Source organism: Streptomyces sp. NPDC015127, assembly GCF_043080095.1.
Lineage (GTDB): Bacteria > Actinomycetota > Actinomycetes > Streptomycetales > Streptomycetaceae > Streptomyces.
This window is the reverse complement of record NZ_JBIBVE010000015.1, coordinates 148,443-172,079: the sequence shown is the minus strand read 5'-3', so window position 1 is coordinate 172,079 and position 23,637 is coordinate 148,443. Positions and strand designations below refer to the sequence as shown.

Annotated in this window: 20 protein-coding genes; 11 read left to right on the top strand and 9 right to left on the bottom strand. The window is 72.4% G+C overall.

The genetic code is table 11. The features are described from left to right. Window positions 1–1,126: 1,126 nt before the first annotated feature. Together ACF08N_RS28310 and ACF08N_RS28305 are read left to right on the top strand one after the other, a co-directional pair. Window positions 1,127–2,044, top strand: coding sequence for a S1 family peptidase (locus tag ACF08N_RS28310; RefSeq protein ID WP_392327528.1), 918 nt, complete (start codon window positions 1,127–1,129; stop codon window positions 2,042–2,044). Window positions 2,045–2,209: 165 nt separating this feature from the next. Then, entirely contained in the window at window positions 2,210–2,443 is a 234-nt protein-coding gene (locus ACF08N_RS28305; protein ID WP_392327527.1) for a hypothetical protein, read from the top strand. A gap of 117 nt (window positions 2,444–2,560) precedes the next feature. Here the strand turns inward: ACF08N_RS28305 and ACF08N_RS28300 are convergent, their stop codons facing one another. Continuing rightward, window positions 2,561–3,034, bottom strand: a complete 474-nt coding sequence (locus ACF08N_RS28300) for an ATP-binding protein (protein ID WP_392327526.1) — start codon at window positions 3,032–3,034, stop codon at window positions 2,561–2,563. 370 nt (window positions 3,035–3,404) lie between these two features. Here ACF08N_RS28300 and ACF08N_RS28295 point away from each other — a divergent pair, with 370 nt between their 5' ends. The 4 genes from ACF08N_RS28295 (at window position 3,405) to ACF08N_RS28280 (ending at window position 8,365) form a co-directional block, all read left to right on the top strand. Continuing rightward, window positions 3,405–4,685, top strand: a complete 1,281-nt coding sequence (locus ACF08N_RS28295; protein ID WP_392327525.1) for a streptophobe family protein — start codon at window positions 3,405–3,407, stop codon at window positions 4,683–4,685. 182 nt (window positions 4,686–4,867) lie between these two features. After that, window positions 4,868–6,331, top strand: a complete 1,464-nt coding sequence (locus ACF08N_RS28290; RefSeq protein ID WP_392327524.1) for a PHB depolymerase family esterase — start codon at window positions 4,868–4,870, stop codon at window positions 6,329–6,331. A 28-nt stretch (window positions 6,332–6,359) separates the two neighbouring features. Beyond that, window positions 6,360–7,817, top strand: a complete 1,458-nt coding sequence (locus ACF08N_RS28285; protein ID WP_392327523.1) for a tannase/feruloyl esterase family alpha/beta hydrolase — start codon at window positions 6,360–6,362, stop codon at window positions 7,815–7,817. Between the two features lie 53 nt (window positions 7,818–7,870). Beyond that, entirely contained in the window at window positions 7,871–8,365 is a 495-nt protein-coding gene (locus ACF08N_RS28280) for a peroxiredoxin (RefSeq protein ID WP_392327522.1), read from the top strand. 24 nt (window positions 8,366–8,389) lie between these two features. Here ACF08N_RS28280 and ACF08N_RS28275 read toward each other — a convergent pair whose 3' ends face one another. From ACF08N_RS28275 to ACF08N_RS28250, 6 genes are all read right to left on the bottom strand, one after another. Continuing rightward, window positions 8,390–11,422, bottom strand: a complete 3,033-nt coding sequence (locus tag ACF08N_RS28275; protein ID WP_392327521.1) for an alpha-mannosidase — start codon at window positions 11,420–11,422, stop codon at window positions 8,390–8,392. Window positions 11,423–11,450: 28 nt separating this feature from the next. Next, window positions 11,451–13,481, bottom strand: coding sequence for an endo-beta-N-acetylglucosaminidase (locus tag ACF08N_RS28270; protein WP_392327520.1), 2,031 nt, complete (start codon window positions 13,479–13,481; stop codon window positions 11,451–11,453). An 80-nt stretch (window positions 13,482–13,561) separates the two neighbouring features. Then, window positions 13,562–14,848 (bottom strand): glycosyl hydrolase, encoded by a 1,287-nt coding sequence (locus tag ACF08N_RS28265; protein WP_392327519.1) that lies wholly within the window; start codon window positions 14,846–14,848, stop codon window positions 13,562–13,564. A gap of 36 nt (window positions 14,849–14,884) precedes the next feature. Further along, complete coding sequence (locus ACF08N_RS28260) at window positions 14,885–15,745, bottom strand: carbohydrate ABC transporter permease (protein ID WP_392327518.1); 861 nt, start codon at window positions 15,743–15,745, stop codon at window positions 14,885–14,887. Continuing rightward, window positions 15,742–16,713 (bottom strand): carbohydrate ABC transporter permease, encoded by a 972-nt coding sequence (locus ACF08N_RS28255; RefSeq protein ID WP_392327517.1) that lies wholly within the window; start codon window positions 16,711–16,713, stop codon window positions 15,742–15,744. Before ACF08N_RS28255 ends, ACF08N_RS28260 begins: the two co-directional genes overlap by 4 nt. 12 nt (window positions 16,714–16,725) lie before the next feature. Continuing rightward, window positions 16,726–18,024 (bottom strand): ABC transporter substrate-binding protein, encoded by a 1,299-nt coding sequence (locus ACF08N_RS28250; protein WP_392327516.1) that lies wholly within the window; start codon window positions 18,022–18,024, stop codon window positions 16,726–16,728. 400 nt (window positions 18,025–18,424) lie between these two features. On the opposite strand from ACF08N_RS28250, the gene ACF08N_RS28245 reads away from it, so the two are divergent. The 4 genes from ACF08N_RS28245 (at window position 18,425) to ACF08N_RS28230 (ending at window position 21,184) form a co-directional block, all read left to right on the top strand. Next, entirely contained in the window at window positions 18,425–19,438 is a 1,014-nt protein-coding gene (locus ACF08N_RS28245) for a LacI family DNA-binding transcriptional regulator (RefSeq protein WP_392327567.1), read from the top strand. Window positions 19,439–19,580: 142 nt separating this feature from the next. Then, entirely contained in the window at window positions 19,581–19,973 is a 393-nt protein-coding gene (locus tag ACF08N_RS28240; RefSeq protein ID WP_392327515.1) for a DUF6479 family protein, read from the top strand. A gap of 2 nt (window positions 19,974–19,975) precedes the next feature. Next, a complete protein-coding gene (locus tag ACF08N_RS28235) occupies window positions 19,976–20,389 on the top strand; it encodes a hypothetical protein (protein ID WP_392327514.1) in 414 nt (137 codons plus the stop codon). An 87-nt stretch (window positions 20,390–20,476) separates the two neighbouring features. Then, window positions 20,477–21,184 (top strand): DUF6766 family protein, encoded by a 708-nt coding sequence (locus ACF08N_RS28230; protein ID WP_392327513.1) that lies wholly within the window; start codon window positions 20,477–20,479, stop codon window positions 21,182–21,184. Between the two features lie 21 nt (window positions 21,185–21,205). Here ACF08N_RS28230 and ACF08N_RS28225 read toward each other — a convergent pair whose 3' ends face one another. Next, complete coding sequence (locus ACF08N_RS28225; RefSeq protein ID WP_392327512.1) at window positions 21,206–21,592, bottom strand: hypothetical protein; 387 nt, start codon at window positions 21,590–21,592, stop codon at window positions 21,206–21,208. A 41-nt stretch (window positions 21,593–21,633) separates the two neighbouring features. Further along, complete coding sequence (locus ACF08N_RS28220) at window positions 21,634–21,786, bottom strand: hypothetical protein (protein WP_392327511.1); 153 nt, start codon at window positions 21,784–21,786, stop codon at window positions 21,634–21,636. Between the two features lie 164 nt (window positions 21,787–21,950). On the opposite strand from ACF08N_RS28220, the gene ACF08N_RS28215 reads away from it, so the two are divergent. Continuing rightward, window positions 21,951–23,537 carry an FAD-dependent oxidoreductase gene (locus tag ACF08N_RS28215; RefSeq protein ID WP_392327510.1) on the top strand — a complete coding sequence of 529 codons (1,587 nt, stop codon included), beginning with the start codon at window positions 21,951–21,953 and terminating at the stop codon, window positions 23,535–23,537. The last annotated feature ends 100 nt before the right edge of the window (window positions 23,538–23,637 follow it).

The following is a 23,637-nucleotide window of genomic DNA, read 5'->3' as shown; positions in this document are numbered from 1 at the left end:
CGCAAGGCCGACGGGCACCGCGGCCGAGTGCTCGATGCCTCGGGCACTGCGCTACGGGCCCGAGCACGGCCGGGTATCCCCGCGGGCGGATGACAAGGCTCCGCCGGGGGGCAGCGGCGGCGGGCCGTTGCGCCCGCGGGCCGTTCGCCACGCGCAAGGCCGACGGGCACCGCGGCCGAGTGCTCGATGCCTCGGGCACTGCGCTACGGGCCCGAGCACGGCCGGGTATCCCCGCGGGCGGATGACAAGCCTCCGCCGGAGGGCAGCGGCGGCGGGCCGTTGCGCCCGCGGGCCGTTCGCCACGCGCAAGGCCGACGGGCACCGCGGCCGAGTGCTCGACGCGCATGTGCCGCCCCACGGCCGCGCCTGACAGTCACCGGCACGCGGCTGACCGGCCGGCCGCTCGGCCCCCTACGGCGCACCGGCCGTGAGGTCGGCCGGGGCACTCCAGCACACGGGTCGCCGTACGGACGGTCGTGATCCGGACACCGGATCGCGCTGGGCGAACGGGAGTGATCGCGGCATAAGGGCGCCGCGTGGTGGGCCGACGGGAGGACGCCGGCCGCTGGGCACGGTGACCGGCATGGGCCGGCATGGGCCTGCGCGGGCTGCGCGCGGCGGCGGGCAGGCGGCCCGGTGTGTGCGAGCGCCACTGCAACGCGGCGCCGCGAAGGCGGGCGGCCGGGCCGCCCGCCCCGGTGGACCGTGCGGACGGGCGCCCCCGCCGGGCCCGGCGCTGAACAGCCAAAACGGCATCACCTATTCCGCTTACGCACCCGAGACGCCCCCCGACAAGGACGCAAGCGCTTTCCACCGCCGGCCACCTGACGCCTGATCAGCAAACGAATGCAGGACTTTGCAGCACGCTGGATCACTCGCCCGCTCCCCCGCCCCCTTGCGCACCGCGCCTCCGCGTGCAGTCGACCGCCGGGTCCTCATTCCCGATGGACGCGCATAGAGCGGCCGAAAGCCGATCTTGCCGCCGGCACCGGCCGCAGACCAGGATTCCTTCCACAAGAGTTGACAGGCACATGACGTCGAAGCGCTTCCGTCGCCCGCCCGGCAGCCCTTGCTCCCACGGGCCCGCCCACCCAGCGGACCCCGGATACCCCCACCGGAGGATGCAGTGAACATCAAGCGCTTGTCCCCCCTCGGCGGCGTGGCGAGAGGTGCGCGGCTGATCGCCGTCGCGTCGGCCCTCCTGGCCGTCTCCGCGCTTGCGGCCCCCTCGGCCGTGGCCGAATCCTCGCCGGCCGCCAAGGCCACCACCACCGAGCTCGCCCGGGCGCACGGCGCGGTGCTCGACGCCGACGTGCCCGGCACCGCCTGGTACACCGACCAGGCGACCGGCAAGGTGGTCGTCACGGCGGACTCCACCGTCTCGGCCGCCGAGATCGCCGGCATCAAGAAGGCCGCGGGTGACACCGCCGACACCCTCGAGATCAAGCGCACGCCCGGCACCTTCAGCAAGCTCATCGCGGGCGGCCAGGCCATCTACGCGGGCGGTGGACGCTGCTCGCTCGGCTTCAACGTCCGCAGCGGCAGCACCTACTACGCCCTGACCGCCGGTCACTGCACCAACATCGGCAGCACCTGGTACACCAACTCGTCCAACACCACGCTGCTCGGCACCCGGACCGGGTCCAGCTTCCCGGGCAACGACTACGGCATCATCCGCCACGCCAACGCCTCGGCGGCGGACGGCCGCGTGTACCTGTACAACGGCAGCTACCGCGACATCACGTCGGCCGGCAACGCGTACGTCGGCCAGTCCGTGCAGCGCAGCGGCTCCACCACGGGCCTGCGCGGCGGCACGGTGACCGGTCTCAACGCGACCGTCAACTACGGCAACGGCGACATCGTCTACGGCCTCATCCAGACCAACGTCTGCGCCGAGCCCGGCGACAGCGGCGGCGCGCTGTTCTCCGGCAGCACGGCGCTCGGCCTCACCTCGGGCGGCAGCGGCAACTGCTCCTCGGGCGGCACCACGTTCTTCCAGCCGGTCACCGAGGCGCTGAGCGCGTACGGCGTGAGCGTCTTCTGATACCCGCCGCCGTACGGCGGTTCAGCACGTCATCCGGGCCGGCGGCCCGCCTCCGGGCGGGTCGCCGGTCGTGTTCGCGGGTCCCGGGAAGCATGGGCGCGAGGGCGTTGTCAGTGCCTCACGAGATGCTTGACGGTACGACACCTTCACGAGGGGAACCGCGAGATGAACGATCCCGAGCTCGCCGCCGCGCAGGCGTACGTACGGCTTCTGCAGACCACCAGAGCCGTGCTCGCCGATCCCCACCGGGCCCCGATGGCGTTGCCGGTGCTGTCCGCGCCGATGACGGAGGCGGACGAGGCACTGAGCGCGGCCGGACTGGCGGGCAACGAGGCCGGATTCTTCCGCCTGGTGGCGGACCTGCACACGGCCGCCCGGCCGAACAGGAGCGCTGCCTGAGACGCCCCGTCACCCCATCCGGCGGCCGGTCCCGCGTGCGGATACGCGGGACCGGCGCCGGGGCCGGTGCGCGTATGCCCGGCACGGGCACGCGCCGGCCGGAGTGACAGGGGCGGCTCACCGCACGGCGTCCACCTCGAGGACGGGCACGTCCGACCGGTGCGCGGGCAGGGACAGCGGCAGCGGCCTGAACTCCACGACGGGCCGCCTCGGGGCACGGGGGCCGGTCAGGATGCGCTCGGCCTCCTTGACCCGCCTGCTGAACCAGACGACCTTGCCCTCGTCCGTACCGCAGGTGCCCCAGCTGTCGCTGAGTTTGGCGACCTGGGCAAGTCCTCCCCGCGACGGGGACGAGGTGCGCACCGGCGGCAGGCGCCGGTCCCGGTCCGAGACGGACGCGATCAGCCGGCGGCCGGTCATGCGCAGCTCGACCACACAGGTCTTGTCGCCGCTGACATGCTGCACGACGTTGTCGACGAGTTCGTCGACGGCCCGGCAGACGGGCTTCACATGGTGCTCAAGACTCCAGTACCGCAGATGCGCCGCGAGAATGCGCCGGATCTGGGGAATGCGCTCTGACGATGCCGCCACTTCGACTCTGTAGTGACAGGCAACAGGAACATCCATGACCGTGGCTCCTCACCGCGACGGCCCTTCATTCGCAGGATGGACCCCCGAGTACGAAGAGTGAGCCTTTGTCGCTTCTGGGTCACCATCAGGGTGCCTGGACCCGGCGCACCCCGCAACACGCGCGGCGGGCGCCCGCTCGGCGCAAGCCCGCCCACGGCCTGCCCCGTTCCGCCGGACCACTGCGCCGGCTGGGGGTAGCGCGCGGCGGGGCCGCTTGCGGAACCGGCCCCCACCTGCTCGGGCCAGTACGTCCGTTCGACGCGGTCCGGCAGGCCGACGCGGTCGGCCCACCCGGGGCGCGCACCCGTCCCGCCCTGCTTAGCGTGGCAGCGTGAGTCAGCAAGCAACGACGAAGGCGGCCGGCACGGGTCGCGCTGCCCACGGCTGGCTGCACGCGCTCCTGGTCGTGGTCGGCGGCCTGGTGGCCATGGTCGTCACCGCCGCCCTCGGGCTGTGGGCGGCCGGTGCGGCGGACCTGCCCGACGGCGCCTTCGTCAAGGTCCTCGCGGCCACCGTCGTCATGGCCGTCGGCGGCTCCATCGAGGTCGCAGGCGAGGCCGGGACGATCGCCGAGACGGACGCCGCCGTCACCGCCGTGCCGCTGTCCGTGACGGTCGTCGGCGCCCTCACCGTCGGCGCCGGCTTCGTGCGGCCCCTGCGCCACCGGGCCGTCGCCTCGGCGCCCGAGCTGGCCGGCTGGGCGCTGCGGCTCGCCGTTCCGTGGCTCCTCGCCCTCATCGGCCTCGCGGCACTGGCCCGGCACACCTTCACCATCCCGATCGAGGACCCCATCGGCGGCCTGATCGAGGACCTCTTCGACGCGACGCCACGCGTCGGCTTCCGCACCGAGGTGCCGCAGACCCTGGTCATCGGACTGCTGTGGCTCCTGGGCGTGCTGGCCCTGGCCCTGCTCGTCTCCCGCGGCGCGCCGCTGCCCGCCCGTCTGCTGCGCTACCAGGAAGCGGTGCGCCCTGCCGCGTACGCGATGGTCGCCCTGCTGCTCGCGACGCTCGCCATCGGCGTGGTCACCGGTCTGGTCGTCGCCGCGACCCGTGGTCATCCGGCCGACACCTTCGCCGTGATCCTGCTCGGCCTGCCGAACCTCATGTGGCTCGCCTTCACCATCGGCCTCGGCGGCTCGTGGGAGGGCACGGTGCAGGGCCCGTTCGGGCTGCCGATGCCGAGGCTCCTGGACGAGGTGCTGCGCAGGGGGGACGTCTCCGCCCTCGATCTCGGGGCGCTCACCGAACGCGACGGCCGCGCCTGGTGGCTGCTCGTCGTCGCCGCCATGCTCGTCCTGGCCGCCTCGGTCCTGATGGCGGTGCGCTCACCGGCCCGGATGCGGCCCGTCGAGCACGCCCTGCACATGGCCTTCGCCCTCGCGCTCACGGTCCTGAGTGTCTGTCTGCTCGTACGCCTGTCCGCGCACTACGGGCTGTCGCTCCTCGGCATCGGGGACCTCGGCGGCGACCTCGCGGGCGAGGTGTTCCTGCGGCCGCACCTGTGGCAGACGGTCGGGCTCGGCGCGGGCTGGGGGCTCGTGGCCGGGTTCATCGGGGGCCTGCTCGCCTCTCGGCTCCACCGGCGCGGCGAGGTGCCGGCCGCTCGGTGAGCGAGCGGAGGCCGCGCCCGGCTTCCCGTACCGCCCGGTCCCCGTCCGTAGAGCACAACTGCCCTCCACGCAAGGGGCCGTGAGCCGCTGTCGGCGGGCGTGGCTATGGGCCGCCTCACCATTCCTCCCGCGCGCGGCCGTTTCTACGGTGACCTGCATCAACCGACCGGTGGGAGGTTCCGATGTCGCTGCGCAGGAGTCCTCGGCACGGGGGCGCGGTGTCCGCCGCACGGCTCGTCGCGGTGCTCGCCGTGCTGCTCGGCTGCCTGTGGTCGGTCCCCGCGGCGCACGCCGCCGTGCCCCTGGAACGCGTCACGTCGTTCGGCAGCAACCCGGGCAGTCTCGCAATGTACGTCCACCGGCCCGCGTCCCTTCCGGTGAACCCCGCGGTCGTCGTGGCCCTGCACGGGTGTACGCAGAGCGCCCAGGTCTACGCCGACAACTCGGGGCTCGCGACCTTCGCCGACCGCCACGGCTTCCTGCTGGTCCTCCCCCAGACGACGGCGGCGAACAACGCGAGCAGCTGCTTCAACTGGTTCCAGGCGGCGGACAACCGCCGCGGGCAGGGCGAGGCCGCCTCCGTCCGGCAGATGGTCGCGCACGCCGAGAGCGCCTACGGCGCCGACCCGTCCCGCACCTTCGTCACCGGGCTGTCGGCGGGCGGTGCGATGACCGCCGTGATGCTCGCCGCCTACCCGGACGTGTTCGAGGCGGGGGCGGTCATCGCCGGGATCCCGTACGACTGCACGCGGGACACGGGGCCGTTCACCTGCATGAGCCCCGGTACCGACCGGACGCCCGCGGTGTGGGCGCAGCGGGTGCGCGACGCGTACCCGTCGTACACCGGGCCGTGGCCGCGGGTGGCGATCTGGCACGGGGACGACGACACCACGGTCGCCCCGATGAACGCCCGTGAGCTCAGGGACCAGTGGACGGCCGTGCACGGGCTCGGCCAGGTCCCGGACCGGACCGCCGTCATCGGGCCGAACGGGACGCGGCGCGAGCAGTACCTGGGCGGCGGCGAGGCCGTCGTCGAGGTGAACCGGGTACCGGCGATCGGGCACGGCACGCCGGTGGACCCGGGCGGCGGCACAGAGCAGTGCGGGGCGACCGGCACACCGCACTTCATCGACTCGATCTGCTCCAGCCTGTGGGTGAGCGAGTTCTTCGGCCTGACGGGCGGCGGAGATCCGGACCCGGGCGGTCTGCCCGCGCCGGCCGGGCTGGTGGTCACGGGGGCGGACGACCGCTCGGTGTCGCTGCGCTGGGACGCGGTCGACGGCGCGGCCGGTTACGCCCTCTATCGCGACGGCGTCCGGGTCGCCGCCCCCGCGGGCACCGCGTTCACCGACACCGGTCTGGCGCCCGGCTCCACGTACGCCTACAGCGTGGCCGCACGGGATGCGCAGGGCGCCGAGGGGGCGCGCTCCGGCGCGGTCACCGCGTCGACCACCGGGCAGACCGCGGCCTGCTGGACGAGCAGCAACTACGCGCACGTCCAGGCCGGCCGGGCGACCACGTCCGGCGGCCACGCCTACGCCAAGGGGGCCGGCCAGTACATGGGCCTCAACAACACGTTCGTCACCCACACGCTCAAGGAGTCGCCGGCCGGGTACTTCGTCCTCGCCGACGGCTCCTGTCCCTGAGTCCCCCCGACCCCGCAGGAGGTCCCTCGTGCTGTCCGCTCCACCGCCAGGCACCGCGTCCGTCCGCTCGCGCCGCCGCGCGCCCGCGCTGCCCCACCGGGTCGTGCGCGCGGCGGCGGTGGCCACGCTGCTGCTCGGGTCCACCGCCGTCCCGGCCACCGCCGCCCAGGACTCGGGCGGCGGACACTGCGCCGGGGTCGGCGCCCTGCGCGTACCGGGAGCCGGGCATCAGGAGGTCTCGTGTCTCGGTGAGCTGACGACGGCGGGCACGATCGCGTCCGGTCACACCGACGAGGCGGACTGGGCCGGCCTCACCCCGGCGGGGCTGCCCACGCCGAGCGGGGTGTCGGGCATCCAGATCGACGGCTGGTTCCCCGACGACTCCACGGGCAACACCAACCACGGGTGGGGCCACGACGCGCAGTTCGTCGTCCGGCTGCCCGACCACTGGAACGGCGGTCTCGTCGTGGCCGGTTCGCCGGGTGTGCGCGAGCAGTACGCGAACGACCGGGCGATATCGGACTGGGTGCTGTCCCGCGGCTACGCGTTCGCCGCGACGGACAAGGGCAACACCGGCACGGCGTTCCACCGCGACGGCGACCGTCCGGGCGACGCGATCGCCGAGTGGAACGAGAGGGTCACCCAGCTCACCCGGGCCGCCCGCGCGGTCGTCGCCCAGCGCTACCACCGGCCTCCGTCGCGGACGCTGGCCACCGGGATGTCCAACGGCGGCTACCTGGTGCGCTGGCAGCTGGAGAACCATCCGGAGCTGTACGACGGCGGCGTGGACTGGGAGGGCAATCTGTGGCGTGCGCAGGGTCCGAACCTGCTCACCTTCCTGCCCCCGGCAATGCGCAGCTATCCCGTGTACGCGGCGGGCGGCGCGGGGGCCGAGGAGGCGCACCGCCGGATGGTGGCCGCCGGGTACCCGGCGGGTTCCGAGTTCCTGTGGCCGTTCCACCACCGGTACTACTGGGACCTGACCCAGCGTATCTACCGCGAGGAGCTCGATCCGCACTTCGACGGTGCGACGGAGGCGGGCACCCCGTTCTGCGCTCCCGGCACACCCGCGTGCGACGCCGACTACGTGTACGGGGACCGGCCCCGCGAGGTGACCGACGCGGTCGAGCGGATCGCGCTGACGGGCCGGATCGGCAAGCCGCTGATCACCCTGCACGGCACGCTCGACGTGCTGCTGCCCATCTCGAAGGACTCCGACGTGTACGCGGGGATGGTGCGCGACGCGGGCCGCGGGAAGCTGATGCGGTACTACCGCGTCGAGGGCGGCACGCATGTGGACTCGCTGTACGACGCGTTCCCGGACCGGCTGCGTCCGCTGACGCCGTGCCACCGTTCGGCGTTCACCGCCCTGGAGGACTGGATCGGGGAGGGCAGGGCGCCCGCGCCGAGCCGTACCGTGCCGCTGCCGAGGGCGGGCGAGGGCGACGGGCGCGATCTGGTCAGCCGCTGTTCACTGGGCGGCTGAGCGGGGCTCGCGCCTCTGGCGCCGATGGTTACCGGGGGGTAAGAATGCTGCCCATGGCATCCTCACCCGACATCGGCGCCCCCGTCGGCGACTTCACCCTCCCTGGCGGGGTCCTCACCGGCGGCGCGGACGGCACGTTCGCACGTCGCGACTTCACCCTGAGCGAGCAGCGCGGGCGGCCGCTGGTCCTCGCCTTCTATCCCGGGGACGAGACCCCCGTGTGCACCAAGCAGCTGTGCTCGTACTCCAGCGGTCTGGAGACGTTCACCGACGTCGGCGCCGAGGTGTGGGCGATCAGCCCGCAGGACGTGGACAGCCACGAGGCGTTCGCCCGCCGGCACGGGCTGCGGATGCCGCTGCTCGCCGACACCGACCGGGCGGTGGCGCGGGCGTTCGGCATCGCGGCACCGGGGATCGGGTTGCGCCGTGCGGTGTTCCTGGTGGCCGCCGACGGGACGCTGCACTGGAAGCACGTGGGCCTGTTCGGGGCGACGTTCCAGTCGGCCGACACACTGGCCCGCCACCTCACGGCTCTCCAGGGAGCGTGAGGCGGCGGGCCGTGCGCGCGGCCGTCAGGCGCCGCGCGTCAGACGCAGCGTCACGAGCTCGAAGGGACGCAGGGTCAACCGGACCGCTCCGTCCTCGAGTTCGTGCCGCGGCGCATCGGCCAGAGGCCGCTCCAGCAGGTCCGTCGCCGTGACGGAGGCCGCTGTGAAGCCCGGGACCACCCGCGCCCTGGCACGGCCGCCCGCCGACTCGTAGACCCGCACCACCACGTCGCCGCTGCCGTCGTCGGCGAGCTTCACGGCGCTGACGACCACGGCGTCGTTGTCGACGGTGACGAGCGGTGCGACCGCGGTGTCACCCGTGACGCGCCGCTCGGGCAGGTTGATGCGGTAGCCCTCGCGGACGGCGTGGCCGATCGACGCGCCGGGCACGAGGGAGTGGCGGAAGCGGTGCACACCCTGGTCCGTTTCCGGGTCGGGGAAGCGGGGCGCCCGCAGCAGGGAGACCCGCAGGGTGGTCGTGGTGCCGGAGTCGTCGGCGCGGACGGTGCGGGTCACGTCGTGGCCGTACGTCGAGTCGTTGACCAGCGCGATGCCCCAGCCCGGCTCCTCCATGTGGACGAAGCGGTGGTTGCACGCCTCGAACTTGGCGGCCTCCCAGCTGGTGTTGGTGTGCGTGGCCCGGTGGAAGTGGCCGAACTGGGTCTCGGAGGCGTACCGCTCGGCGTGGATGTCGAACGGGAAGGACGCCTTGAGGAACTTCTCCGTCTCGTGCCAGTCGACCTCGGTGTCGATGTCGAGGCGCTTCGTCCCCGGAGCGAGGGTGAGCACCTGCGTGACCTTCGAGTCTCCGAAGGTGCGCACGACGCGCACGGCGGCGGACGACCCGGCGTCGGCCAGGGACACCTCGTCGGCGTCGGTCAGGTCGGTGACGGTGTTCCGGTAGAACGCGTCGACGTCCCAGGCGTCCCACATGTTCGGGAAGTCGGGGTGGATCTGGAGGAGGTTCGCCGCCCGGCCGGGCGCGACGGCCTCGCGCTCGGCGGCGATGTCGTACACGGAGACGACCAGGCCCCGGGCGTCGATGCCGACCCGCAGGAGCCCGTTGACGAGGACGAAGCCGCCGCCGGCGCGGCCGGTCATCCCAGTGCTGCCGGACTCGGCGGGCACGGCGGCACCGCCGGCGGCGACGCCGTGCCGTGGGTGCGGGGCGGCGTTGAAGACCAGTTCGCGGCCGGCGGCCGGGTCCCCTGCGAGGGCCCGCTGCGCCGCGTCGATGATGCCGTTCAGTTCACCGGCGACGGCCGCGTAGGTCTTCTCCGCCTCGCGGTGCACCCAGGCGATGGACGAGCCGGGCAGGATGTCGTGGAACTGGTGCAGCAGGACGGTCTTCCAGATGCGGTCCAACTGCTCGTAGGGGTAGGCGAATCCGGTCCGTACGGCGGCGGTGGCGGCCCACAGCTCGGCCTCGCGCAGCAGGTGCTCGCTGCGCCGGTTGCCCTGCTTGGTCTTCGCCTGGCTAGTCAGGGTGGCGCGGTGCAGCTCCAGGTAGAGCTCGCCCACCCACACGGGCGGAGCGGGGTACTCGGCCTCGGCCTTCGCGAAGAACTCCTTGGGGGTCTCCCACGTCACGGTGGCCGAGCCTTCGAGGTCGCGCAGCCTGGCCGCCTTGGCGACCATCTCGCGGGTGGTGCCGCCGCCGCCGTCGCCCCAGCCGGACGGCGCGAGCGAGTGGCGGGCGACGCCCTTGTCCTTGAAGTTCCTCGCCGCGTGGGCGATCTCGCTGCCCTTCATCGAGCAGTTGTAGGTGTCGACGGGCGGGAAGTGCGTGAAGATGCGCGTGCCGTCGATGCCCTCCCACAGGAAGGTGTGGTGGGGGAACTTGTTGGTCTGGGACCAGGAGATCTTCTGGGTGAGCAGCCACTTGGAGCCCGCGGCCTTGATGATCTGGGGCAGTCCGGCCGCGAAGCCGAAGGTGTCCGGCAGCCAGGCCTCGTCGTTCTCGATGCCGAACTCGTCGAGGAAGAACCGCTTGCCGTGCACGAACTGCCGTGCCATGGCCTCGGAGCCGGGCATGTTGGTGTCGGACTCGACCCACATGCCGCCGGCCGGCACGAACCGGCCGTCCGTGACCGCCTTCTTGACCTTGGCGTAGACCTCGGGCCGGTGCTCCTTGATCCAGGCGAACTGCTGTGCCTGCGACATGGCGAAGACGAAGTCCGGCTCGTCCTCCAGCAGTGCCGTCATGTTGGACGTCGTGCGGGCGACCTTGCGCACGGTCTCGCGCAGCGGCCACAGCCACGCCGAGTCGATGTGGGCGTGGCCGACGGCGCTGATGCGGTGGGCGGAGGGCTGGGCGGGGGTGGCGAGGACGCCGGCGAGCTCGGCGCGGGCGGCGGCGGCGCTGCCGTTCACGTCCTGGAGGTCGACGCGGTCCAGGGCTCGGCCCACGGCGCGCAGGATGTCGTGGCGTCGGGCGCTGTCGACGGGCAGCTCGTGCATGAGCTCGCCGAGCACCTCCAGGTCGAGCACGAGCTGCCATACGGTCTCGTCGAAGACGGCGAGGTCCATGCGGGCGAGCCGGTACTGCGGTTCGCTGCCCGCGGTCTCCTTGTCGCCGAGCGGCGTCGGCACGAAGGGGTGGTAGTCGAGGATCACCGGGTTGGACGCGGCCTCGATGTGCAGCCTGACCTCTTCGCCGCCGGCGACGGGCGCGCCGATGCGGACCCACTGGTTGCGCGGGTTGAGCCCCTTCACCGGGGTGCCGTCGGGGCGGTAGACGAGACCCTCGCACTGGAAGCCGGGCATGTTCTCGTCGAAGCCGAGGTCGAGGATCGCCTCGACCGTGCGGCCGGCCCACTCGTCGGGCACGGTCCCGGTGACGGTGAACCAGCTGGTGCCCCACGGAGCACCCCACCGGTCGCCGGCCGCGATCGGCGCGGGCGTCGCGGCGAGTCCTTCGGCGACCGGGACGGGCTCGCCCGGCGCGTTCCACACCGCGATGTCGAGCGGCACGGATGCGGGGTACACGGCGGGGCGGATGCGTTCGTCGAGGACACGCTTCAGACGGCCTTCGACGAGGGTGCGGTCGTCATGCATGAGGGGTGCTCCGGGGGTCGGTGGTGAGTTACCAGGGGTGGTCGGTCGTCGCGGCGGTGGACACGCTGTACAGCTCCCCCACCGCGCGGAGTTCGAACCGGGCCGCCCGCTCGCCCTGTTCGGGCTTCAGGCCGGGGACGTAGAAGGCCCGCTGGCAGGTGGCGCCGATGAAGCGCCGCGTCCCGTCGGGCAGGATGCGGTGCAGGGTGTAGTGGCGGACGGCGCCGGGCGCGGGCTGCCAGGCGAAGCGCAGGCCCGCCGCCGAGGCGTCGGTGACGCGCAGGGCCGTCGGGGCGGCGGGCCGGGGTACGGTCCCGGCGGCGCGCACCGCGAGGGCGCCGAGGCGCCAGGTCACCGGGCCGCCGCTGCCGGTGAGCCGTACGCCGAGCGCGTGCACGGTCCCGGTCAGGCCCGTGAGCCGTACGGTCCGGGTGGTCCATCCGCCTCCGGCGGTGCCCAGGGGAAGGTAGGTGTACGGCTGGGGCTCGCCCGGTCCCGCGGGTTCGGCCGTGGCAACGGCCAGTTCGACGGTGACCTCGCCGGCGTCGGCTCGGTGCGTCAGCTCGACGACGGTGTCCGCGGCGAGTGGCAGCCGGGTCGCGTACAGGTCGAGCGTGGCAGGGGCGTCGAGGGCGCCCTCGACCCTCAGGCTGCTGCCGCCGTGCCAGGCGTCGGCGAAGTCGAAGCCGACCGAGGGCCTGGCGCCGTCGGTGCGCACGACCCACTGGCGGGACGGCATCCGGTCCTGGAGGCCGAGGTGGTTCCATGCCGTGTCCGACACGACCGTGCCCGCCTCGTACCAGCGCAGGCCGTGCCCGGTGTTGAAGGTGGTGGCGAACGGCAGGCCGGTCACGGTCGAGCGGTCGGCGACGGCGAGCGCGGGGGCGCGCCAGGTGTCGGAGGTGTCCGGCCGGGAGGGGTCGAGCGACCGGCCGCTCCAGAAGCGGTCGTCGGCGGCGTGGAACTGGGCCGGGGTGCGGCCGGACGGCAGGTGGCGCAGGGTCCACTCGGGCCGGTAGAAGCCCAGCGAGACGACGTCGTCCTCGGTCTCGGGGAGGACGGCGTCCCAGTCGACGGACTTGTTCCAGCCACTGGCCTCCACGTCGACGCCGGCCCACAGCTCGTAGCGGCTGCGGCCCATCTGCTGGGCCAGCTGCCCGGAGGAGGTCAGGTCGGTGCGCGTCCAGTTGAAGTTGAGGAACATGGAGTCGGCGGCCTCGAAGAACGTCCGGTTGCGGTCGTTCAGCGCGTCCTGCCAGTTCACCGACCCGTCCACCGTCATCGAGTCGTACCAGGTGACGCGCAGACCTTTCGCGGTGCCGAGGCTCTTCAACTCCGCCAGGAATCCCCGCATGTCGGCGGCGAGCGCACGGTCCCCGCCGTCGGTCTCGGCGTTGACGAACCAGCCGTCGAAGCCGTACGCCACGGCCACTGCCACGAGCTGCGCGGCCAGCGGGTAGCGACCGAAGGCGTCCTTCTGCACGAGGTCGCGGGTCCAGCGGAGTTGGCCGCCGTAGGCGACGGGCGGCAGGAACACGTTGCCCAGTACGGGCACGCCGTGGCGGTGCGCCGCGTCCACGACGGGCGCGTTGGGCGCGAGGATCAGGCCCTCGCCCGACGAGCCGCCCCAGAAGACCAGTTCGTCGACGTAGCCCCAGTGGGCGGTGGCGTAGTAGTCGGCGGTGGGCGCGCCCTGGGAGGGGTTGGAGGCCGTGGGTGCGAAGGAGACGAGGGACTGGATGCGGGCCTGGCGGGCGCGGGCTGTGCGGTTCACCGGCGTCGGGGTGAACCGGCGCGCGAGCGGGACGGCGGACCTGTTGAACGGCAGGTCCCTGTCCTGCTCGGCGCGCCAGGACTTCAGGCTGCGCCAGGTGATGCCCTCGCCGGGACTGCCGGAGGGCAGGGAGTCCGGGTACCAGTAGGAGGCGTACGGCGCGCCGAGCGCCTTCTTCCTCGCGGCGGCGGCCGTGCCGGGGACGAGGACCGGGACGAGGACCGGGGCGAGTGCGGCCGCCGCGGATGCGGCGAGGACGGCTCGTCTGCTCAGGCGGGGGGTCATGGCTGTGCTCCGTATCGTGTCGTGGACGGCTTACGGTGCGGTGCGGTAGCGGGCGGTGCGGCTTGCGGTGCGGTCTCGGCTCACGGTGCGGTGCGCGAGACGGGCTCGGCGGTGACGCCGGCCTGTTCGGGGGTGACGACCTCGGTGATGCCGCGGGCGGCGAGATGCGCCCGGTCTCCGGCGCGGCTCGCGAGGACGGTGGTGGGGCGTGCCCCGTCGGCCGTCAGGCGCGCGAAGGCCTCGAAGACGGGACCGCCGGGTGCACACACCGAGCGTGTGGGGGCGGTGTCCTCGTCACCGGCGTCGACGACGAGTGCGGTCGTACGGGGGGCGGGGCGGTGCTCGCGGCCGCGCCAGGCGGCGGCGATGCGCGCGATGGCCTGCCCGGCCGGTTTCACCTGCCGGTCGTTGCTCAGCAGGCCGAGGCTGTACTCGAGTTCGGGGAAGTCGGCGAGCGAGCGCGAGACGTCGTGGGAGCACCACCAGGTCACGCCCCACACGCCGGGGCAGTCCAGTGCGCCCGCGACGGTCGCCTCGGTGAAGGCGGCCGTGTGCTCGGCCGGGATGTGCGGCGCGGGTGCGCCGACCTCCTGGAGCCACACGGGCCGGCGGGCGTCCAGCGCCCACGCCTTGGACAGCTCGATGAGGTAGGCGGCGTGGTGCTCGGTGGCGGTGCCGGTGCGGCCGTGGCGCTGTGCGGTGCCGTTGAAGACCCAGGAGTGGACGGCGGTGACGGGCCCGATGCGGGCCGCGTGGGCGGGGGTGAAGGGCTGGTCGTCCTGGTACCAGGAGGCGTCGTACTCGGCGTGCAGGTGCATCCGGCCCGGCGCGCCCTCCTCGCAGGCGGCGAGCAGCCGCTCGAGCCAGTCGCCGGCCTGTTCGGGGGTGACGCGGTCAGGGTCGGGGTGGGGCCCGGCGGCGAACTGGGCGATCTCGTTGCCGATGGTCATGCCGATGAAGTTGGGCCGGTCGGCGAGCGCTTCGGCGAGGGTGCGCAGGTACGCGGCCTGTCCGGCGACGACGTCGGGGTCGGTGAAGATGTTGCGCCGGTGCCAGGTCTGGGTCCAGGCGGGAAGGAAGTCGAAGCTGGACAGGTGTCCCTGGAGTCCGTCGACGTTGACGTCGAGGCCGCGTTCGGCGGCGGCGTCGGCGAGCCGGACGAGCTGTTCGACGGCGCGGGGGCGGATGAGGGTGCGGTTGGGCTGGAACAGCGGCCAGAGCGGGAAGACCCTGATGTGGTCGAGGCCGAGGCCGGCGATGGAGTCGAGGTCGGCGCGCACGGCGTCGATGTCGAAGTCCAGCCAGTGGTGGAACCAGCCCTCGCTGGGCGTGTAGTTGGCGCCGAAGCGCAGGGGGGCGGAGCTCATGGAGAGGCGGTGTCCCAAGTCTCGTCGTGGTGTCGGTCAGCCCTTGACGGCGCCCTCGCCGACGCCCCGGAAGAAGAACCGCTGGAGGCAGGCGAAGAGGACGATCAGCGGCAGCACGGCGATGATCGTGCCCGCCGCGACGAGGCGTTCGTCGTTGGCGAAGGTGCCGTGCAGGTAGTTGAGGCCGATGGTGAGGGTGAAGTTCTCCGGGTCGCTGAGCACGATCAGGGGCCACAGGAAGTCGTCCCAGGCGCCCATGAAGGCGAAGATCGCGACCACGGCGAGGGTGCCCCTGACGGCGGGCAGCGCGATGCGCACGAACCGCTGCCAGACGTTGGCGCCGTCGACGAAGGCGGCGTCCTCCACCTCCTGGGGGATGTTGAGGAAGGCGTTGCGCATCAGCAGGACGTTCAGCGCGGCGATCGATCCGGGCAGCAGTACACCGAGCAGGGTGTTGTTGAGACCGAGGTCCCGCATGGTGGTGAACTGGGCGATGATGATGCCCTCGACGGGGACGAGCATGGCGAGGATGAACGCCAGCGTGGCGGCCCTGCGGCCGCGGTAGCGCAGGCGGGCGAGCGCGTAGCCGGCGAGGGCGGCGCCGACGCAGTTGGTGACGACGTTGGCGACGGCGACCTTGAGCGAGTTGAACGCGTAGTCCCACACGGGGATCGTCTCGGCGACGCGCGTGTAGTTGCCGAACGTCGGGTCGCTCGGCAGGAACCGCGGCGGCGAGCTGAAGATGTCCTCGTGCGGACCCTTGAGCGAGGTGGACAGCTGCCACAGGAACGGCCCGACGGTCAGCGCGAGCACGGCGAGCAGCAGGACGTAGCGCAGGACGAGGTGGGTGGCGGGGATGCGCTTGCCCTCGGCGTCGGTGATGCCCCGGTTGCTCACGCGTCCTCCTTCCGGTCGGCGCGCAGCACGAGGAGCATGAGCGCGACGGTGACGACGAAGACGACGACGGAGATGGCGGAGGCGTACCCGACGCGGCCGGACAGCCCCGTGCCGACGCGCTGGACGAGCATGACCAGGGTGGTGTCCTCGCCCGCGGGGCCGCCGGTGGGCCCGGCCATCAGGTAGACCTCGGAGAAGACCTTGAAGGCGGCGACGGCGGAGAGCGCCGCGACGAGGACCATGGTGGAGCGGACGGCGGGGACGGTGACGGAGAAGAAGCGGCGTACGGGGCCCGCTCCGTCGACGGCGGCGGCCTCGTGCAGTTCGCGCGGGACGTTGGCCAGCGCCGCCAGATAAATGATCATGTAGTAGCCGAGGCCCTTCCAGACCGTGACGGCCATCGCGCTCAGCAGCAGGAGCCACTGGTCGCTGAGGAAGCCGATACGGCCGACGCCCACCGCCTCCAGTGCCGCGTTCACCAGGCCGCGGTCGTCCAGCATCCACACCCAGATGAGGCCGACCACGACGATGGAGGCGACGACCGGGGTGTAGAAGGCGGAGCGGAAGAAGGTGATGCCGGGGATGTGGCGCTGCACGAGCATCGCCAGGAGCAGCGGCAGGATCACCAGCGCGGGCACGACACCGAGGACGTAGAGGGTGCTGTTGCGCAGGCCGATCCAGAACATCTCGTCGTCGAGCAGTTCGCGGAAGTTGGCGAGACCCACGAACTGGCCGGGGACGAGCGTGCGCCGGTCGGTGAACGCGTTGACCAGGGTGCTGAGGAACGGGTACAGGACGAACGCGCCGATGACCAGCAGGCCGGGCGCCGCGAACAGCCAGGGGCTGGACGGCAGGTGGCGGCGGACCGCGCCGCCGGGCCGGCGCTCCGGGGAGCCGGGGCTCCCGGGCGCCGGGCCGGAGCCGGCCGGGTCGGACGAGATCGCCTCGGAGGCGGTGGAAGTCTTCATGGCAGGTGCCGATCAGCTCTGCTTCAGCAGCCGGTCACACGCCTTGACAGCGTTGTCAAGCGCTTCCTGGGGGCTCTGCTTGCCCTGCAGGGCGCGGGCGACCGCGTTGCGCAGCTCGGTCTTCATCTGCTCGCTGAACAGCACGGGCGTGTAGTTGACCGCGGTCTTCAGGGAGTTGGCCGCCGCGATCCGCACCCGCGTCTCGTCGGTGCCGTCCTCCTTGGTGAAGTACGGGTCGTCGAGGGAGCCGGCGGTGCTCGGGAAGATGGCGACCTGCTTGGCGAACTCCATCTGGCGGGTCGCGTCGGTGACGAAGTGCGCGAAGGCGACCGCGGCCGGCTTCTGCTTCGTCTGGGCGTTGACCATCACGCCCATGACGTACATGTTGGCCTTGCCGGTGCTGGTGATCTGGTCGGTGATGCCGATGTTCTTGTAGAGGCTCGGGGCCTCCTTCTTGAACTTGGCGAGGTCGAGCGCGCTGCCGGGGTTCATGGCCACGGACTCGGTGAGGAACTTGTGGCCCGACGACTCGGGGGTGGCGGTCAGCGCCTGCGGGTCCAGGGCGCCCGCGTCGAACAACTCCTTGTAAAGAGTGAGCAGTTCGACACCCTTGGCGTCGTTGAACGCGAAGCCGGTGCCCTCGGCGTTCATCAGGGGGACGCCGTAGCGGCCGAAGTCCTCGATGGTGGGCACGTTCGCGAGGGTGGCGACCTTGCCCTTGCTCTGCTCGGCCATCGTCAGGCCGTAGTCGAAGACCTCGTCGTAGGTCGTGGGCGGCTTCTCCGGGTCGAGCCCGGCCTCCTTGAGGAGGCGCTTGTTGTAGAAGAGCGGCCCGGTGTTGAGGTACCAGGGGAAGGCGTACGTGCCCTCGACGCCCGGCACCTCGTGGGCCTGCCACGCGCCCGGCAGGTACTCCTTCTTGTACTGCGGCGCCGCCTTGTCGAGGTCGAGCGCGAGGCCCGCCTTGGCGAGCGGGGCGACGAGGTCCGGCGAGACGTTGACGACGTCGGGCAGGGTGCCGCCGGCCGCGTCGGCGCTGATCTTGTCGGCGTAGCCCTCGGCCGGCCGGTCGACCCACTTGACGTCGGTGCCGGGGTTCTCCTTCTCGAACTGGGCGATGAGCCCGTTGAAGTAGTCCTTGAAGTTGGCCTGGAGGTTCCAGGTCTGGAAGGTGATCTCGCCTTCGATTTTGCCTTCGACCTTGCCCGAGGCGTCGGCCGCGTCCGTACCGGAACCGCCGCCGCACGCACTCAGCGGCAGGACGACGGCGATGACGGCGGCAGCGGCGATGGCCCTGCGGTTGATGCGCACGGTGAACGGCTCCTTTGGTCGGCACAGACGCACGGGGGGACACGGCGGCCGGCTTCGCAAGGCGGCCGGCTGCGCACGCCCAGCAGACCTTGCACGGACCCGCGGGATTAAGTCAACAGATTCGCCGAAGTAATTCCACCCTGCTGCCATCAGGCCAGGTCAGCGAGGTGAAAATGCCTTCTTGTCGAGAGCGACTAATGCGCTTTAGGATGGGTGGGCTCAAGCGCTTTAGTGATCGATCGGCAACTGTTTCGACCGGCCCGGCGCAGGCCATAGGATGCCGCTGTACCGGCCTGCCCACGCAGGCACGGAGACTTGGGAAGGGGTCCGGGTGACTGCCAACACCCCGTCCGCCAGGGACACTTCGCAGCCGAGGCGCACTCCCGCCCGGCGGCCGACGATGAAGGACATCGCGCAGCGCGCCGGCGTCTCGGAGAGCGCCGTGTCCTTCGCGCTCAACGACCGCCCGGGCGTCTCGGAGATCACCCGCGACCGCGTCCGCCGCGTCGCCGCGCAGCTCGGCTGGCGGCCGAGCACCGCCGCGCGCGCCCTGTCGGGGGAAGGCGCGGCGACCGTCGGCCTGGTGGTGGCCCGCCCGGCGACCACGCTCGGGGTGGACTCGTTCTTCCTCCAGCTGATCTCCGGCATCCAGGAGGTCCTGGCGGAGCGTCAGCTGGGCCTGCTCTTCCAGATGGTGGACGACGTGACCGCCGAGTGCGCGGTCTACCGCCGCTGGTGGGCCGAGCACCGGGTCGACGGCGTCCTGGTGGTCGACCCCCGTACGGACGACCCCCGCCCCGCCCTCCTCGACGAGTTGGGTCTGCCGGGCGTGGTCATCGGCGGGCTGCCCGACCGGCACCCCAACCTCTCGGAGGTGCGGGCCGACGACAGCGGCGCCATGGCGCACGTGGTGGGCCGCCTGCACGACCTCGGCCACCGCCGCATCGTGCACATCGCGGGCCTGCCCTCGCTGGCCCACACCGACCGGCGCATCCGGTCGCTGCGGGACGAGGCGGAGCGGCGCGGGCTGACGGGCGTGCGGTCGGTGACCACGGACTACTCCGACACGGAAGGCGCCGCGGTCACCCGGCGCGTCCTGGCGTCGGAGGCCGCACCCACGGCGCTGGTCTACGACAACGACGTGATGGCCGCGGCCGGGGCCGCCGCCGTCACGGGCCTGGGCCTGGCCGTGCCGGCGGACGTGTCGATCGTGTCGTGGGAGGACTCCGTCCTCTGCCGCATGGTGCACCCCTTCCTCACCGCACTCTCCCGCGATCCGGTCGTCTTCGGACGGATCGCGGCGCAGGAGCTCGGGGCGCTGCTCGACGGCGGTACGGCCCGCTCGGTGCAGGTGCCGCTGCCGGAGCTGATCGAGCGGGAGAGTACGGCGCCGGCCCGCCCGCCCCGGCCCTGACCGGCACGGAAGCCGCCGGCGGAGCGTCCGCGCCCGGCCGCACCCACCTCACGAGGCGGGGGTCCCGCCCTGCGGCAGCGTCAATTAGGGCGTCCGGGTCCATACTGGCTCATAACACGGCCAGAATGGGTACCCGATAGCCATGGCTACTTACAGTCAAACGGCTCAGGACGCCGCCACGGTGCTCGCCGCGGGCGAGGGAGCGCCGGCGGTCATCGTCTTCAGCCTCGTGGTGCTCGGCCTGCTGATCCTGCTCGTGTGGATCGTCTGGCAGGTGGGCGCCCGAAGGCGGCGCGACACACCTCCCACGCGGGAGGAGCAGCCCGTTCCGCCCGCGCACCAGACCCACTACGAGAGCCGTCTCGAGCCCGACGAGATCGATCCCACCCAGGGCCACCAGGCCCCCGGCCGCCTGACACCGCACGAACTGCACGGCTACGGGAACATGCCGTCCCGGCCCGCCCCCGAGAAGGAACCGCCGCGCGATTCCGACCAGGGCGGCGGCGCTTTCGGCAGCGGCGGCCACGGCGGCTGACGGTGCAGTACCGTGCGGTCCTGCTGCCCGCCGCCGCTGTCGTGGGACTGCTGCTGCTGAGCGGGTGCGCATCGGTCACCGAGCGTGAGAGCTCCGCGTCCGGTGCGGTCGCGCGGTTCGAGGAGGCGCTGCGCTCGGGCGCGGCGGAGCGCGCCTGCGCCCTGCTCGCGCCCGGGACCCTGGAGGAACTCGAGGACTCCGCGGAAACCGCGTGTCCCACCGCGCTGAGCGAAGCCGGGCTGCCCGCGGGCGGCGCCGTCGAGCGGGTCGACGTCTACGGCCGCGAGGCCATGGTGGTCCTGCGGCACGACACCCTCTTCCTGTCCACGTTCCCCGGCGGCTGGCGGATCACGGCGGCCGGCTGCGAACCCCGGACGGGCGGCCTGCCCTACACGTGCGAGGTCAAGGGGGAATGAGCCGATGACACGGATCCTGTTCATCCTCTGCCTCGCCGTGGTGGGGCTGGGACTCGTGTACTTCACCGCGCTGGGGGTGCTGCACCGGTGACCGCTCGGCCGTCCGCCTCGCGCGGCACCTTCCTCAGGACCCTTCAGCAGAACGGTCTGACCCTGGTGTTCGGCGGCGCGTTCCTGATCACCCTCGTGGGCCAGGCCTTCGCGGGACACGCCAAGTTCAACAGCGAACTCACCGCCGAACACCTCCACCCCATCGGATTCGGGCAGTACATCGCCTCGTCGCGGTTCGCGGTGGACGTGACGGAGAACTGGCAGTCGGAGTACCTCCAGTTCTTCCTCTTCATCTTCCTCACGGTGTGGCTGCTGCAACTGGGATCGCCCGAGTCCAAGCAGCTCCACAAGGCGGGCACCGAATCGGACCGGGAGCAGCGGATGGGCGCCTTCGCGCGGCCGGACTCGCCGCGTTCGGCCTTCACCGGTGGTCTGCGCCAGCTGCTGTACTCGCGCTCACTGGGCCTCGTCATGGGCACGATCTTCCTGGGTTCGTGGGCCGCCCAGTCGATCACGGGCCTGGTCGCCTACAACGAGGAGCAGCTGCGCGGGCTGCAGGCGCCGATGAGCTGGGGACAGTACGTCCTGTCGGCGGACTTCTGGGACCGCACGCTGCAGAACTGGCAGTCGGAGCTGCTGGCGGTGGCGTCGATGGTGATCCTGTCCGTCTATCTCCGCCAGCGGGGTTCACCGGAGTCGAAGCCGGTGGGGTCGTCCCACGACGCGACGGGCGTCGAGGGCTGATCGACGGGCGTCGAGGGCTGATCAGCGGGCTCCGCCCATTCCGTCATCGCCCTTTCCCTCGTCCGCCGGACGGTCCGTGCCGTGGTGCCCGGCGGCGAACCGCTGCGACCAGCGGCATACCAGCAGGCCCAGCCCGGTCAGCGTCAGCACCCATGATCCGGCGAACGCCCAGATCAGGCCGGGCGACGAGGACGATGCGGCCATCACCAGCAGCACCGCCGTCACGGCGCCTGCGAGGCAGGTGCCGGTACCGAGGAAATGCCCGCGGAGCAGGCTCGGGGCTTCTGTGAGCGGCGGTCCGGGGCGCATCGTCCGCAGGCGGCGGTCGAGTCCCTCGTCGGCTCGCAGGTCCCGTTCGATTCCGGCGAGTATCGCGCGCTCCCTGTGCGACAGTCCCGGTCCGTCCATGGCCCGCGCCTCCCATACGCAGTCACGCGGTTTCCCGGGGGTCAGTCCTCGCCCCGGACGATGGTCATCTCGGTGCCGCTGTCGCCGCCCTTCGCTTCGCCGTCCTGTCGGACGACGGCGGGCCGGCAGGTGCGCACCCGTTCGTGCTCGGGAATGTCGCTGCTCATCGGTTCGGTGTCGACGTGGGGGTCCACGACTGACACCTCCTTGGTCCCTCGGTACCGGCGAGCCCCAGCGGCGCGCCGCATGGTCGTTTCCCGTGGAAGGCGGGTACCCGGAACGCGGCGCGTCAGTCCCGCGGGCGGGACGAAAGGCTGTACAGACGTATCGGCCGCCCGGGACGGGGCACTCGCCCGGCATGCCGAACGACGCACGCACCACCCCGCCGCCGACCTCCCCGCCGCGCACCACCGAATCGCACTGGCTGCGCACGACCGGCACCACCGCGTACCCACCGCTGGCAAGGAACACGACGGTGGACGCTGTCGTGGTCGGCGGCGGGATCGCGGGGCTCAGCACCGCCTGGGAGCTGACCCGGGCCGGGCGCTCGGTCGCCGTCCTGGAGGCGGACCGCATCGCCGCCGGGGTCACCGGCTTCACGACCGCGAAGCTGACCTCCCAGCACGGGCTGCGCTACGACCGGCTGCGCCGCACGCGCGGACGCGAGGGCGCCGCACTGTACGCGCGCTCGCAGCAGGCGGCGGTCGAGCGCGTGGCGGAGATCTGCGCGGAACTGCACGTCGAGTGCGAGCTGGAGCGCGTCCCCGCGTACGCCTACTCCCGCGACAACGCGCAGCGCCCGGCGCTGCGGGCCGAGGCCGAGGCCGCCCGGGAGGCCGGTCTGGACGCCTCGTACGTCGAGGTGACGGATCTGCCGTTCACGCTGGCCGGCGCCGTGCGGATCGACGGCCAGGCCCAGTTCCACCCGCGCAAGTACCTGCTCGCGCTGGCCGCCGATCTCACGGCGTACGGCAGTACCATCCATGAGCGCACGCGGGTGACCGGGCTGCGGGAGGGAACCCCGTGCCAGGTCACGACGGAGAGCGGCTTCACGGTCACGGCACGCGACGTCGTGGTCGCGACCCACTTCCCCGTGTTCGACCGGGCGCTGCTGTTCGCCCGGATGTCACCGCGCCGGGAACTGGTCGTCGCGGGTCCCCTCCCCGCCGACCGCGATCCGGGTGGGATGTACATCTGCGATGAGGGGACCAAGCGGTCCGTACGCACCGCGCCGCTCGCCGACGGCGGCCGGCTGCTCATCGTGACCGGGGAGAGCTTCACGCCCGGCACCGCCGACACGGGCGAGCGACTGCGCCGTCTGGACGACTGGATGCACGCCCATTTCCCGGTGACCGAGACGCGTTACCGCTGGGCCGCGCAGGACAACGATCCCAGCGACTCGGTCCCGCTGGTCGGCGCCTTCCATCCGGGCGCCCGCCACACCTTCGTGGCGACCGGCTTCGGCGGATGGGGCATGAGCAGCGGCGTCATGGCCGGACGGCTGATCACCGATCTGATCTGCGCCCTCACTCCCCCCTGGACACGGCTGTACGACCCCCGCAGGCTGTGGAGCGCCCTGCGCGAGGCACCGACCATGCTCTCCCAGCAGGCCGAGGTCGCCCAGCACTTCGTCGGCGACCGGCTGCGCACGACGCATGTGGACTCGGTGGACGACATCCCGCCCGGCACCGGAGCGGTCGTACGCCTCCACGGACGGCGCAGCGCCGTGTACCGCGACGACGCGGGCGCGTGCCACGCCGTTTCGGCACGCTGCACGCACCTGGGCTGTCTGGTGTCGTTCAACTCCGTGGAACGCACCTGGGAGTGCCCGTGCCACGGCTCCCGCTTCGGCGTCGACGGATCGGTGCTCCAGGGACCGGCCGTACGCCCCCTCGAACAGCGTGACGTCGACGGCCCGGAGACGCCGGGCACGGAGGAGACCTGACCCGGGCGGGGGCACCCCCCGGCGCGTTCGACGAGCGGGACGGCGCGATCCGCCACACGCTGGAAGAGCCGCCGTCGGCGGCGCTCGGTTCGGTGAACGG

Excerpts from the sequence above, each read along its gene's own strand:
- ACF08N_RS28270 (WP_392327520.1), bottom strand. The coding sequence starts at position 13,481 with ATGACCCCCCGCCTGAGCAGACGAGCCGTCCTCGCCGCATCCGCGGCG.
- ACF08N_RS28240 (WP_392327515.1), top strand. The coding sequence starts at position 19,581 with ATGGCTACTTACAGTCAAACGGCTCAGGACGCCGCCACGGTGCTCGCC.
- ACF08N_RS28280 (WP_392327522.1), top strand. The coding sequence starts at position 7,871 with ATGGCATCCTCACCCGACATCGGCGCCCCCGTCGGCGACTTCACCCTC.
- ACF08N_RS28225 (WP_392327512.1), bottom strand. The coding sequence starts at position 21,592 with ATGGACGGACCGGGACTGTCGCACAGGGAGCGCGCGATACTCGCCGGA.
- ACF08N_RS28290 (WP_392327524.1), top strand. The coding sequence starts at position 4,868 with ATGTCGCTGCGCAGGAGTCCTCGGCACGGGGGCGCGGTGTCCGCCGCA.
- ACF08N_RS28245 (WP_392327567.1), top strand. The coding sequence starts at position 18,425 with ATGAAGGACATCGCGCAGCGCGCCGGCGTCTCGGAGAGCGCCGTGTCC.
- ACF08N_RS28275 (WP_392327521.1), bottom strand. The coding sequence starts at position 11,422 with ATGCATGACGACCGCACCCTCGTCGAAGGCCGTCTGAAGCGTGTCCTC.
- ACF08N_RS28255 (WP_392327517.1), bottom strand. The coding sequence starts at position 16,713 with ATGAAGACTTCCACCGCCTCCGAGGCGATCTCGTCCGACCCGGCCGGC.
- ACF08N_RS28305 (WP_392327527.1), top strand. The coding sequence starts at position 2,210 with ATGAACGATCCCGAGCTCGCCGCCGCGCAGGCGTACGTACGGCTTCTG.
- ACF08N_RS28265 (WP_392327519.1), bottom strand. The coding sequence starts at position 14,848 with ATGAGCTCCGCCCCCCTGCGCTTCGGCGCCAACTACACGCCCAGCGAG.
- ACF08N_RS28215 (WP_392327510.1), top strand. The coding sequence starts at position 21,951 with ATGCCGAACGACGCACGCACCACCCCGCCGCCGACCTCCCCGCCGCGC.